Origin of the sequence: Streptomyces camponoticapitis (assembly GCF_014646115.1) — a bacterium.
GTDB classification, from domain to species: Bacteria; Actinomycetota; Actinomycetes; order Streptomycetales; family Streptomycetaceae; genus Streptomyces; species Streptomyces camponoticapitis.
In genome coordinates this window covers 21,067-34,343 of sequence record NZ_BMMV01000001.1, presented here as the reverse complement: position 1 = coordinate 34,343, position 13,277 = coordinate 21,067, and the positions used below count along the sequence as shown (strand labels likewise).

Sequence of the window (13,277 nt, the reverse complement as noted above, 5' to 3'; positions counted from 1 at the left end):
TCGGTTGCTCGCGTCGTCTGGCAGCGGCAGGTGGGTTGACCCCAGCTCACCAACTGGTGAAGCGAAGGTTTATCAGCGCTGGTCGGGCCACGTCAACGGCCGTCGAAACCCCGTGTGGGCTGCGGGAATGCGATGAGGGTCCGCACCGTGAAGACGACGCGGACCCTCATTGGTCTAAACCTCTGTCGCCCTACTGTTGAGGCGCTGACGGAGCCTGCGGAGGCTCTTGCTGCGGCCAGCCGGCGGGCGGAACCGGACCCTGCAATTCCGGCTGTCCAGGTTGTCCCGGCTGCGCCGGTTGTTGCGGCTGACCGGGCTGCCCCGGCTGCCCCGATTGCTGTCCGGGGTACTGGCCCGGTGGCAGCCCGGCCGGGCTGCCGGACGACTGCGCCTGGGACGGCAGTGACTGCTGCCAGCCCTGCTGCTGGGGATAGGGCTGCTGCGGGTAGTACGGCTGGCCGGGACCGGCGCCCGGGGCCTGCTGGCCCGGAGCCGGCGGCTGCCCCGGGGCGGCGCCCGGCACCTGACCGGGAGCTTGGCCGTGCCCGTACTGGCCCGGCAGCTGCGGCTGTCCGTACGGCGGTTGCCCGTACGGAGGCTGCCCCGGCACCTGCTGGCCGGGCTGCCCCTGCGGCGGCTGTCCGTGCTGGGGCGGTCCGGCCTGCGGCTGCCCCTGGTGCCCCGGCATCGGCGGCGCGAGATGCGGCGGAGGGTTGCCGTCCGCCGTCCACAGCCCCTGCTGCTGCTGGGCGCGTACGAAGTCCTCGGCGATCAGCGCGGACAGGTTGAAGTACGCGTCGCGGGTCTTCGGCCGCATCATGTCGAGGTCGACCTCGGCGCCCGCCGACAGGTGCTCGTCGAACGGCACCACGACCACGCCGCGGCAGCGCGTCTGGAAATGCTGCACGATGTCATCGACCTTGATCATCTTGCCGGTCTCGCGTACTCCGGAGATAACGGTGATCGAGCGCTGCACCAACTCCGCGTACCCGTGGGCCGACAGCCAGTCCAGCGTCGTCGACGCGCTGCTCGCACCGTCGACCGACGGGGTCGAGATGATGATCAACTGGTCCGCCAGGTCCAGCACTCCACGCATCGCGCTGTAGAGGAGGCCGGTGCCCGAGTCGGTGAGGATGATCGGGTACTGCTTGCCGAGCACCTCGATCGCGCGCCGGTAGTCCTCGTCGTTGAACGTCGTGGAGACCGCCGGATCCACGTCGTTGGCGATGATCTCCAGCCCGGACGGCGCCTGCGAGGTGAACCGGCGGATGTCCATGTACGAGTTGAGATACGGGATCGCCTGCACCAGGTCCCGGATCGTCGCCCCCGTCTCACGGCGTACGCGGCGGCCGAGCGTGCCGGCGTCGGGGTTGGCGTCGATCGCCAGGATCTTGTCCTGCCGCTCCGTGGCCAGCGTCGCGCCGAGGGCGGTGGTGGTGGTCGTCTTGCCGACGCCGCCCTTGAGGCTGATGACCGCGATGCGATAGCAGGAGAGCACCGGCGTACGGATCAGTTCGAGCTTGCGCTGCCGCTCCGCCTCCTCCTTCTTCGCGCCGATCCTGAAGCGTGAGGCGGCGGAGGGGGTGCGGCTGCTCTTGGCCTTCTGCTTGTTGTTGCGCAGAAGGCGGTCCGAGGACAGCTCGACGGCGGCGGTGTAGCCGAGCGGGGCGCCCGGCATGGAACGCTCACGCTGGTCGTGCGCCATCGCCGTCGGCCATCCCGCGCCGGAGCGCGGGTCCATGGGCGGAGCGCCGGGCACGGACCCCGGTGCGGCGCCGGGTACGGCGCCCTGTGCACCGTCGGGCGCGGCTCCCGGCGCGTGTTGCTGCTGCTGGTACGGCTGTTGCTGCTGGACGGGCGGATTGGGCGTCTTCGATGCCGGAGCCGGCAGGTTCGGCGTCTGGGACTGCGGCGTCAGGGCGGGCGGCGTCTGCGGTGCGTGGGGCGCCTGCGGCGTCTGCTGCACGGGCACGTACGGGGCGGGCTGGGCGGCCTGGGCGGCCTGCGCGGGTCGGCCGGGCTGTTGCCCCGGCTGCCCTGGCTGGCCCGGTTGCCCCGGCTGTCCGGGCTGGGGGAATCCGTAACCCTGCTGCGGGACTTGGTGCCCCGGCTGGCCCTGTTCGCCGGGCTGCGGGAAGCCGTAACCGCTCTGCGCGTACGGGGCGTTGGGGCCCGCGTTGGCAGGCGCCCCGGCCGGGTGGCCCTGCTGTCCCGGCTGCGGGAAGCCGTAGCCACTCTGCTGCGCCGTCGCGGCGGGGGTCGCCGGTGCGGCGGGCCTGGCCCACGGGGCTTCGGCGGGAGGGCCGGGCTGCGCCGGGGCGGCCGGCGGCAACTGGTGCTGCGGCTGGGACTGCGACACCGACTGCGACCGCGACTGAGAGGCCGGAGACCGCTCGGCGGGCCACTGCGGCGCGGGCGCCGGGGCGGCGGGCTGGAATGCGGGCGGCAGCGGAGGCAATCCGCTGTCCGGGGCGGCAGGCGACGGGGCCCACGGCAGCGCGGGCGCGGGCGGCGCCGCAGGAGTGTCCAGCGGGGGGACCGCGTCGGAGGGTTCGTCCGTGGGCACGGAGTCGGCCGGCTCATCGACCGCGTCGGTCGGCTCGACGGGGCGGTCCTGGACGTCGTCGGAGATGTCCGCGCCGACCACGGCGTCGGTGACGCCCGAAGGTTCCTCAGAGTCCGCAGGTTCCCCGGCGTCGAGGTCGGAGTCGGAACCGGAGCGTGGTTCGGAGCCGGCGTCTGCCGCGGCAGGGGACTCCGCGTCCGCGGCGCCGTCGGTCAACGAGACCGAGTTCCCGAAGGGCTCGTCATCGCCGGACTCGGCAGTGGGGGAGAGGTGGCTCGCGCCCTTGTCGGCGTCGTCCGCGTCGTCGGGGCCGTGTTCGCCACGGCGGGACTCGTCCTCACCGGCCTCACCGAGATCGAGATCCGGGTCGGGGCCGGCACCGGGGCCCGCACTGGGAGCGGCGCCGTCGCCCGCCCCGTCACGCGCACCGTCGGCCGCGTCGGAAACCCTGTCGGTATCCGCGTCGGCGACTGCCTCGCTCTCGGCGGCCTTCGCCGCCTCCTTGGCGGCGTCGATCTCCGCCATCTCGCGCTTCAGCGCGGCGGGAGAGAAGCGCATGGTCGCCCCGCTCTCCAGGTCACCCGCGCCGAAAGGCTGCGCGAAAGGCTCCGGTGCCGCGTCGTCGGCGGCAGGAGAGGCAGGGAGGGAGGGCGCCACGGGAGGCGCGGCGGGCAGTACGGGATCGACGGACGGTGACAGGGGCGCGCTCTGCGCGGGGACCGGCGGCGGAGGCTGCCTGTGCGGCCAGTTCGGCTCGTACCCACTGCCCGCGGGCAGCCCCGGTACGGCCACGGGGCCCCCATTTGGGGGCGGCGGCCCGGGAGTTGAACTCACCTGGCCCGCGCCGTCGCCCGACGTGTCCCCGGAAGCGTTCTGCGTGTACCAGGCCGGCGGGGTGTAGTCGATGGTGAACTCACCCGTCATCTCGGCGGGCTCCGCGTCGGACTGATCATCGACGGGATTGTTCCAGTCCCCACGGATCTCGTCCCGATCGCCGTTCACTTTGCCTCCTGGTGTGGTCGAGCACCCTTGTGCCTTTTCGGGTGGGGGCGACCGCTGTCACTCGATCAGCCCGGCTCTACCCCTTGGGACGCTCACGACATGCCTGCGGGTTCTCGTGCGCCCCGACCCACCCTAATCGCCCACAAGCCCACTCCGGCAGGCCCGCCCGCCCGTCATCGGCCGCCCCGTACGCCACCTCTTGCCGCCCGGTGATTCGGCCACGGCAGACGGTCAGGAAGAGGGTGGGGTGAACCGTGACAACAGCGCATGAATGCATGCCCGTTCGCACCGTCCCGGGCCCGGACCCAACAATCCGGTATCGACGCCAGGTACGTGGTCCGGTCCGGGCCGCTGTGTCACGGAGCGCCCGGACCGGAGAGGTCGCGCGCGACGACCTCTTCAGGAGGACGTCTTCGCGACGAGACCTCCGGAGGAGGAGACCTCTATCGGATGTCGAATTCCCCGTCACGCGCGCCCAGTACGAACGCCCGCCATTCCGCTTCGGTGTAACGCAGCACCGTGTCGGGATCCACGGACGACCGCATCGCCACCGCCCCGCCGGGCAGATGCGCGATCTCGACCCGCTCCTCGTCCTCGCTCGTGCCCGGGGCGCTGAGCCACTCGACGCCAGAGATGTCGAGGGCGTACAGCTCGTCCTTCTCCTCTTTGGTCCCCATCGGTCGGGCCTTCCCTTCGACAACGGCTGAGTTGAACGCTCTCCACGCACGAGATCAGGAGACAGACAGGCCTCTCGACGCGTGCTCCTAAGGATCCTAGGTCCGCCCCGCACACCCGGTCCGCCGATTCCGGTCCGCTCACCCCCGCAGGGCCCGCGCCCCGTAAAATGGCCCGGACTCAGGCCATCCGCAGGTGAGATCAGTCCATCCTGCGTGCCGTGCCCAGCAGCCCCGTCTCGGCATCCGTGGGGCTCGTCATCACCCAGTGACGCTCACGCCCGGCACACCACAGGGTGACGCCGTCGGCCAGCGTCGGCAGTGCGTCACTCTCCGCGGACGACAGACCGAGGATCCGCCCGATCTGTTCGGCCTCGCGCGGCGACACCCGCTGTACGCCCACCAGTGTCGAGTTCCGCATCAACCGGGGGGCCACGGGGCTCAGATACGGCAGCAGCGTCAGCACCGACTGCCACGGAGCCGACACCACACGGCCACGGGGCGGCCGCATGCCCGCGTCCCGTACGACCACCACGGGGCTGCCCACCGTCGCCCCCTGCGGCGGTACCCGCCCCACGTCGTGCAGCGTGATGCACTCCAGGCCCGCGCCCGCGGCCTGTGCGAGCAGCGTCCACGCCTGGGCGCGGCCGGTCTCGACGACCACGCGCGCTCCGGTGCCCGCCGCGCGCAGGGCTATCACCTGCGCGGTCCAGAGGCCACCGATCAGCAGGACGTCGTACGGCGCGGAGCGATGGAACCCCACCATCTGGGGGTGCCCCTCCGCGTCGTCACCGATCACCACACCGTCGTCCCCGACGGGCAGGGAGAGCGCGCCGAGTTCATCGACCGGCATCGTGTGCCCCGCGTGCCGCGGGCCGAGCAGCGTACGCAGCCGGCTCATCGGGCGCCTCCCAACGGAAGTGTGGCCAACGCGCCGGGCAGTTGCTCCCGGTCGAGTCGTACGAGGCCGACCTTCGCGGACCGCGCCGCCTGCTCCAACAGGCGCCGCACGCCGACCAGTTCGGTGTCGCTGCCGCCCGTGATCCGTACATGGCCCCGCACCGTCATGGCTCCCAGACGGTTACCAGGCCGGAGAGTGAGGCTGAAGGTCGTCGCGTACGCCGGGGTGGCGGTGAGCAGCGACACCAGCTTGGGCAGCGGAGCCGCACCGCGCCCCAACTCGGGCCAGCGGCCCACCGCGTACGTCGTGTGCCACCGGTCGTCGCACCGCCACACGCGCGCCGTCTCCGCCGTACGCCGCGACGGAGCGGCGTCGGGACGGGCGGCGAGAGCGGCCTGTACGGGGCTGGCACAGGCCGACGTCGCGACGGTGGAGTTCAGCTCCTCCTGGTCCAGCACGACCGCCCGGAACCCCGCTCCGGTGATCCGGCTCGCCACATGGTCCGCCACTCGTACGAGGCAACGCTGCGCACCCTCGACACCGCCCCCGCGCGCGTCCACCGCCTCCCGGCACAGCTCGGGGTCGAGCTTCACCGCCACCCATGTCAGCCGCAGCGCCGGGGCGCCGGTCTTCTCCTGAAGAGGGACGTACGAGAGCCGCGCCACCGACTGCTGCGGCAGATGCGGCGCGGGCGCCGAACGCACCTGCTGCACCAACTGCACCGACTCCAGCCGGATGTCGTCGACCTCCAGGGCCCCGCCCAGGAGCGACAGCGGCAGCGCACGCGCACCGAAGGCGGGCCGCAGCGCGGACCCGCTCGCCTCGACCCGTACGACCGCCGTGAGGAAGCTCCCGTCACCGACCATGCCGACGGTGCGGCGGTCCCGGTCGACGTACGTGTACGGGCGCAGCGCCGGGACACTCTCCGCGACCGGGGCCAGCGACGGATCGACGTCCAACGCGGCAGGCCCCGCGGCACGCTCGCGCGCACGGAGGGAGAGGACGGTCCCGAGCCAGTCCTGGACGGCGTGGCCCCGGCGCCGTACGACGGCGAAGAGCACCAGCACGCAGCCGACCGTGACGGTGGGGACGAGCCACAGCCCGCCGAGCGCGACGCCCGCGGCGGCCAGCGCGAGTGCGACCTCGACGAGCACCAACTGCCTTAGTTGGAAGGGGCCGACGTGGCTGGTGCGGGAGAGCGGCCGCAGCGTGGTCGTCGCCGGGACGGGACGTGGCGCCGTGGCGGTGACGGGCGAAGAGGTCAACGTGGCCCCGGCGCCGGGGCCGTTGCCCCGTTGCCGCCGGGAAGACGGTGAGGCGCCTGGGGCCAGTCCGGAAGTCCGCCCGTTGCGCTCGCGCGTCGCCGTACGCATCCCCGCGTTGCTCCCTCTGTCCGTAATGGCCGTATCCCTGTGGGCAGTTGACCGGGCGATCACCCTACCTGAGCAGTGAAGGGTGATCGTCAGCGTGCATAGTGGGGGACCGGAACGACGGCATGCCCCTCGGTGGACACGGGGCGCCTGCCGCGCAGTGGGGGAGAGGGACAGCGGACAGATGGCATCACGACGGGACGAACTCAACGCCTACACCTTCGCGAAGCGGAGACTGATCGCGCAGTTCGTGCGGCCGAACTCGACCGGCTCCGAGGAGGGAGCGCCCCGCCCCCTGCGCGGAGTGGTCCCCGGGATGATCGTCGCCGTGGTCATCCTCGCGATCTTCGGCGCCTGGGGGATGTTCAAGCCGGTGGCGCCCAAGCAGTGGGACACGCCGGGCGAGAACGTCATCATCGCGAGCAAGTCCACCACCCGTTACGTGGTGTTGAAGACCGACAACAAGATCCAGCTCCACCCGGTCCTGAACATGTCCTCGGCCAAGCTCCTCCTGAACCCGGACAAGGGCAAGGTCATCAACGTCGACGAGTCCGTGCTGGACAACGGCAAGATCCCGCATGGCGCCACCCTCGGCATCCCCTACGCCCCCGACCGGCTGCCCGACGCCGAGGAGGCCGGCGCCGCGAAGCGCTGGGCGGTCTGCGAGCGCCCCGGGGAGGGCGGCCGGGCCATAGAGAAGGCGGCGTTCGTCTTCGCGGGGCGCGAGCAGAAGAAGACCGAGGGCGCGAACCAGCTGACCGGCGGCGAGCTGATGTTCGTGGAGGGTCCCGACGAGACCCGCTACATCGTGGACCGGACGGGCAAGGCGTACGAGACCGCCGAGGACGAACTGCTCCTCCGTCAGCTGGTCGGCGACGACCTGAAGCCCCAGCGCGTCTCCGCCGCGTGGCTGGACACGCTGCACAAGGGGGACCGCGTCGACTTCCCCGAGATCGACGGAGTTCCCGGCGCCGACGCGGGCGTCGGGGGTGACCTGGACCCCGCGCTCGACAAGGTCGGCACCATCCTCACGGCGACGGACGGGACCAAGGACCAGAAGTACGTCGTCCTGGAGGAGCGGGTCGCCCCTGTCTCCGACTTCACCGCGAAGCTGCTGCTCAGCAGCCGTGACCTGATCGAGGTGGGCCAGGACGGCGAGGCCACGTCGGTCAGCGCCGCGACGTTCCGGCCCGGCGCCCCGTTCGGGCAGGACAAGGACTGGCCCGAGAGCAGCCCCGACGCCGTCAACGCCGCGAGTACGTCGGAGGGAAGCCGTAACACCGTGTGCAACGTGCTCCGCGAGGTGGACGCGGACAGCGGCGAGACCACCCTCAGCACCTGGGCCGGCACAGGCTTCCCCGCGACGCTGGCGACCGGGTCCACGAGCGCGTACGTCACGCCCGGATCCGGCCAGCTCTTCCGCCAGTTCACGGGGGACGCGACCAAGTCCGGCTTCCTCTTCCTGGTCACGGACACCGGCCTGCGGTACGCGATGCAGTCCAACGGCGACAACGCGACGGACGACTCCGGGATCGGCGAATCGGGCTCGGAGAAGGACAGGCAGGCCGGCCAGGCCGAGGTGCGGAAGGCCCAGAACAGGCTCGGTTACCAGAACGTGGACGCCGCCCCGGTGCCCGCGGCCTGGTCCTCGTTCCTGCCGACGGGGCCGAGACTCTCGACCGGCGCGGCGGGCCAGCCGCAGGGTTCGTGAGGGCGGGGCAGCCAATGACGTACACCCGCACCGACGGCCGGACCCACACCCGTAGCCGTACGCCCAACTCCCCATCCACGTACCACCGGTTGGCTGCGGCGACGACGGCCCTGGCCACCGCCGCACTCACGCTCGTGGCGGTGTCGGCGCCCGTCGCGACCGCGGACACGGGGCAGTGCTCCTTCCCCGGCGAGAAGTACGAGGGCCGGCCGTGGGCGTTGCAGCGTGTCCTGCTGGACGAGCTGTGGAAGCAGTCCACCGGCGAAGACGTGAAGGTCGCCGTCATCGACACCGGCGTCGACACCAAGAACCCGCAACTCGCCAAGGCGGTGGACGCCGGGAGCGGCCGTAACCTGCTCCCCGCCGACGCCGAGGACGACAACGGGAACAAGCTCGAACGGGGCGCCTCCAACGGCACCACCGACGAGGTGGGCCACGGCACGAAGGTCGCCGGCATCATCGCCGCGCGCCCGGGCGAGGGGACCGGTTTCGTCGGCCTCGCGCCCGACGCCACGATCATTCCGATCCAGCAGAACGACGCGTTCGGCAACGGCACCGCCGAGACGCTCGCCGACGCCATCGACTACGCGGTCCAGCAAGAGGCCGACATCATCAACATTTCCCAGGACACGGCGGACGCCGTCGAACCGACACCGGTACTGAAGCAGGCGGTGGAGGATGCCCTCGCGGCGGAGGTCGTGGTCGTCGCCTCGGCGGGCAACGACGGCCTGGACGGCAAGGTCAAGGAGACCTACCCCGCCTCGTACGACGGCGTGCTGGCCGTGGCCGCCTCCGACCGCAACAACGAACGCGCCTCGTTCTCCCAGTCGGGCGAGTTCGTCGGCATCGCGGCGCCGGGGGTCGACATGGTCACGACCGTCCCCGGCGGCGGCCACTGCGCCGACAACGGCACCAGCTTCTCCGCCCCGTACGTCGCCGGAATCGCCGCTCTGATCAAGAGCAAGCACGACACATGGACCCAGGAACAGATCGTCGCCCAGATCCAGCAGACGGCGGAGCGCTCGATCCCGGGCCGCGACCGCCTCGTCGGCTGGGGAGTGGTGGACCCGGTCCGCGCGCTTACCGAGGACGACAAGCCGATCGAGAAACCGGTGGCACACGAAGGAGTGACACGGGCCGAAGCGCCGACACCCGCTGAGGTGCACCTGGGGGAGACGGCGGACGAACGCAATTCGCGGCTCGCGACGTACGTCGTGGTCGGGGGCGCCGTCCTGGTGGCGGCGATCACGGGCGGTTCGGTGGCCCTGCGCGATTCGCGCCGACGGGCGCGGCGGGTCGGGGAGAGCGGATGAGCGGGCCGAGCGCGACGAGACCGAGCCGCTGAGCGGGCCGAGTCCGAGCCCCGGACGTAGACGGAAGCTGAGGGGTGGTTGCGCGTCGCGTCGGCCAAGTCGGGCGACGTATAACGCACTTAGAGTCCTACAGCTGAGTAGTTAGGGTGTTACGAGCGATCATCAAGTGAACGTAGAAGAACTGGTCCGCGGTGGTCGCGCGTCGGACAGCTCAAGCAAACGGGGAGGAACGGGCATCGTGCCTGAGTCGGTGGGTGGCGTGAGCGGGGGCTCCGATGACGAGTGATCTCGAGCGCGGCGTAGGGGCGTTGAAAAAGTTCCAGGGTCAGATCAAGACCCTGCTCTCGGAGTTCGAGACCGGCGCGGGTGGCACGGGGGAGATCGCGGCGCAGGGCGTGCCCCGTTCGTCGTTCAGCGGCCCCGGCAAGTTCGACGAGGCCGAAGGCTTCTCGGCGCAGTACAACCGGGTGCACACGTCCCTCATCTCCCTGTCCAAGTCCCTCGGCGACCAGATAGAGCTGCTCAGCATCGGAGTTCACGCCGCCGATGTCGGCTACGACAACGTCGAGGACGACCTGCGGTACCGCTTCCACACCATCCAGACGCGGCTGGACGAGCAGCGCGAGGCGCACGAGAAGCAGCAGAGGCGCGACAAGGGCGAGGCACCCGAGGCGCCGCGCCAGGACGCCACCGGCGGTACGAAGGACTTGGGGTGACGAAAAAATGAGTGAGGACAAGAAACCGCCGCTCTCTCCCCAGGAGCAGCAACAGAACGAAGACGCCGCGAAGATCGAGACCCAGTTCGGCGCGACCGACGTCATGGAACGTTTCGCGACGGCCATGGACCGGATCGGCTTCGGCAACCCCGGGGGGATCTTCTCCCGGACGAGCTTCGAAGAGCGCGGACTCAACGACATGCTCGACCTGCTGGACGGTGCGAAGCCCTCGGATCTCGTCAAGGCCGGCGAGAACCTCGAAAAGGCCAAGACGAGCCTCAACAAGGCCGCGCAGGAGCTGAGCGACTTCGTCAAGGCCACGGACTGGCACGGCGCGGCCGCCACCGAGTTCCAGCGCTACGGCAGCGAACTGGCGCGGTACGCCTGGGACCTGGGCTCCTTCGCGAATGTCGTCGGTACCCAGATGACGGTCGCGGGCGGCGGCCTGACCTCGGTCCGCAGCGCCAAACCGCCCCGCGACAACCGTGCGGACCCCAGGCGCCCGAAGGACTTCCCGGTCTCGGAACAGCGTGACGACAACCCGGAGTACAAGCGGGCCGTGCAGGTGGAGGAGAACCGCCAGGAGGCCATCAACCAGATGAACCGCCTGGCGTCGTTCTACGCGGTGTCGGAGCAGTCGCTGGCGGGGGCGAAGGAGCCGGAGCTGCCGAAGATGCTGGCGACGGCGGTGCCCCGGCCCCAGGGAGGTGAACAGTTCGCTACGCGGGACACCACGGTGCCCGGAGGCGATCGCCTCGGTGAGGCTGATGGGCAGTCAGCTCTACGACCGGGGTCGGTCAGCTCCCCGGAGGGCGCGCCCCGCGCCGGGGCTCATGACTTGGTGACGGAAACCCCCACGCCGAGTACATCGATGGAGATCGACAGCGTTACGACGCTGCCGCCAACCCCATCGAGTCCTGGTCCCGCCCAGCCTTTGCCGGTGAATGGCGGGCCTCCAGCCGGAGACGGGTATGTCCCCCCGCTGGGGCCCAATTCGGGCCCCACGAGGCCCGGAGGTTCCCCCCGGCAGGGGCCCTCGGCCGTGCCCAGGGGCGGAGGTCCTGGGCCGGGCGCCAACGCGAGAACGGGCACGGGAGGCGGTGGTCGTCCGGGGCCCGTAGGGCGCCCGCCTGTCATGGGTGGAGGCGGCAACAGCTCGGGTACGGGGGCGAACAGGTCCCCGGTCGGCAGGCCGACAGGCGTGGGTCCTGGCGTGGGACGTACCGGTGGCGCGGGTGGCACGCGGAGCCCCATGGTCGGTCGGCCGAGCTCGGGAGGGCCCATGACGGGGCGTTCCGGTTCGGGCACGTCGGCCGGACCTCGTGCGGGACGTGGCAACGGCATCGTTGGAGGGACGCCGCAGCAGCGAGCCTCTGGCACCGGCACCTCTGGGTCGCGCATTCCGCGCGGGAACGTCATCGGCGGCCAGGGTGGAGCGCCGGATCGTTCCTCGTCAGCCGCGCGACCGACTGGGAGAGGCATCCCTGGTTCCAACGGTGTGGTGGGTACGCCAAGGAGTGGTGGTACGCCTCCCAGGCCCGGCGTCGGCGGGTTCACGACTGGCGGCTCAGGGCTGTCGGGCGAGCAACGCGGCCGACAGCCCGATGGCGAGGAGCGGGAGAGTCCCGAACAGCCACGTACGGACAACCGGATGGACGACCCAGGAACGCGGACGGCGCGGCGCCAGGGTGCCGTACCGCCGGTCATCGAATAGGCACAGCGGAAGGTTCGGAAGTCGGGATGACGGCAGGGAAGAGCCAGGTCCGGAAGCGATTCGGGTCGTACGGCTTTCGGCGTGGCCCGCTTTGCGCGGTAGCCGTGCTCGGAGCGTCCGTGATTGGCGTGGTGGATGCCGCTCCGGCGGCGGTCGCTGCGGACACGCAGTCGAAGCAGTGGTACCTGGATGCCATGCACATCGAGGACGTATGGAAGTCCACCACCGGCGAGGGCATCAAGATCGCGGTCATCGACACGGGTGTCAACTCGTCCACTCCCTCACTCAAGGGTCAAATCCTCAAGGGACTCGACGCAACAGAGTCGGATGGAGACGAGACAGACGACTACACCGGTCATGGAACCACAATGGCCGAGTTGATCGCGGGGACGGGGCAAGGCGACGGACTGCGCGGTCTGGCCCCTGGGGCAAAGATCATTCCTATGCGTATCGCGACCAAGAAATTCAAGGGGAAGGGGGTGAACGAGTCGGATGAATCGGTCGCTATCAGGGCGGCGGCCGACAGTGACGCGCAGATCATCAGCATGTCGGTCAGCAATCAGTTTGTGAGCGCCAAGGAAAAGGAAGCGGTTCAGTACGCGCACGCGAAGGGAAAGTTGTTCTTCTCCGCAGTGGGCAACAGTGCGCAGGAGAGCAACAAGCCTGAGTACCCCGCCAACTATCCGGAGGTCGTCGGTGTCGCGGCGTCCGACTCCGAGGGCCAGGTTGCCGACTACTCCCAGCACGGCGACTTCGTCGACATCGCCGCCCCCGGCAGTGACATGCCGACCTGGTGCGACGAGACCTTCACCAAGTACTGCGACGGCGACGGTGGAACCAGCGCCGCTACCGCCCTCGCGTCCGCCTCCGCCGCCCTCATCTGGTCCGCCAACCCCGACTGGACCGCGAACCAGGTCCTGCGGGTCATGTTCGAGTCCGCGGGCCGTGGCGACGACTGGAAGCCCGGCACCGTCAGTAACTACCTCGGGCACGGGATCGTGCGGCCCAACGCCGCTATCAACCGGGGGATCGGCAAGCCCGGCGACCCGGACGTCAGCCCGCTGACCAACGAGAGGACGACGGCCGGCGCCCCTTCGGACGAGTCGTCGTCCTCCCCGCCCAAGCCTGGCGCGGACGGCACGGACGGCGCGAAGGGCACCGACAAGGCCAACGCGGCGGAGGACACCGGCGGCGACGGCCGGCTGGGTCTGATCCTCGGCGGAGCAGCGCTGGTCGCCGTACTCGCCGTGAGCGCCTTCGCCGTCGTACGCAAACGCCGCAGTGCCTGACCGCCGGCCCGTCCCGGTCAC

General features: G+C 70.8%; 9 protein-coding genes. 5 read left to right on the top strand and 4 right to left on the bottom strand.

The genetic code is table 11. The features are described from left to right. Nucleotides 1–190 precede the first annotated feature (190 nt). From IEY79_RS00125 to eccE, 4 genes are all read right to left on the bottom strand, one after another. Nucleotides 191–3,568: an SCO5717 family growth-regulating ATPase gene (locus tag IEY79_RS00125; RefSeq protein ID WP_189105155.1), complete on the bottom strand. Its 3,378-nt coding sequence runs from the start codon at nucleotides 3,566–3,568 to the stop codon at nucleotides 191–193. 443 nt (nucleotides 3,569–4,011) lie between these two features. Then, complete coding sequence (locus tag IEY79_RS00120) at nucleotides 4,012–4,245, bottom strand: DUF397 domain-containing protein (protein ID WP_189105154.1); 234 nt, start codon at nucleotides 4,243–4,245, stop codon at nucleotides 4,012–4,014. 199 nt (nucleotides 4,246–4,444) lie between these two features. Next, nucleotides 4,445–5,143, bottom strand: coding sequence for a hypothetical protein (locus tag IEY79_RS00115; protein WP_189105153.1), 699 nt, complete (start codon nucleotides 5,141–5,143; stop codon nucleotides 4,445–4,447). Continuing rightward, nucleotides 5,140–6,516: a type VII secretion protein EccE gene (gene eccE, locus IEY79_RS00110; protein WP_189105152.1), complete on the bottom strand. Its 1,377-nt coding sequence runs from the start codon at nucleotides 6,514–6,516 to the stop codon at nucleotides 5,140–5,142. Before eccE ends, IEY79_RS00115 begins: the two co-directional genes overlap by 4 nt. A 181-nt stretch (nucleotides 6,517–6,697) precedes the next feature. Here eccE and eccB point away from each other — a divergent pair, with 181 nt between their 5' ends. The 5 genes from eccB to IEY79_RS00085 all read left to right on the top strand — a co-directional run bounded on the left by eccB (nucleotide 6,698) and on the right by IEY79_RS00085 (nucleotide 13,256). Then, a complete protein-coding gene (gene eccB / locus IEY79_RS00105; RefSeq protein ID WP_189105151.1) occupies nucleotides 6,698–8,224 on the top strand; it encodes a type VII secretion protein EccB in 1,527 nt (508 codons plus the stop codon). A gap of 14 nt (nucleotides 8,225–8,238) precedes the next feature. Continuing rightward, nucleotides 8,239–9,537 carry a type VII secretion-associated serine protease mycosin gene (mycP, locus tag IEY79_RS00100; RefSeq protein ID WP_189105150.1) on the top strand — a complete coding sequence of 433 codons (1,299 nt, stop codon included), beginning with the start codon at nucleotides 8,239–8,241 and terminating at the stop codon, nucleotides 9,535–9,537. A 275-nt stretch (nucleotides 9,538–9,812) separates the two neighbouring features. Further along, nucleotides 9,813–10,253, top strand: a complete 441-nt coding sequence (locus tag IEY79_RS00095; RefSeq protein ID WP_189105149.1) for a DUF2563 family protein — start codon at nucleotides 9,813–9,815, stop codon at nucleotides 10,251–10,253. 7 nt (nucleotides 10,254–10,260) lie between these two features. Continuing rightward, nucleotides 10,261–11,967: a hypothetical protein gene (locus IEY79_RS00090; RefSeq protein WP_189105148.1), complete on the top strand. Its 1,707-nt coding sequence runs from the start codon at nucleotides 10,261–10,263 to the stop codon at nucleotides 11,965–11,967. Between the two features lie 26 nt (nucleotides 11,968–11,993). After that, nucleotides 11,994–13,256 carry a S8 family serine peptidase gene (locus tag IEY79_RS00085; protein WP_189105147.1) on the top strand — a complete coding sequence of 421 codons (1,263 nt, stop codon included), beginning with the start codon at nucleotides 11,994–11,996 and terminating at the stop codon, nucleotides 13,254–13,256. Nucleotides 13,257–13,277 lie beyond the last annotated feature (21 nt).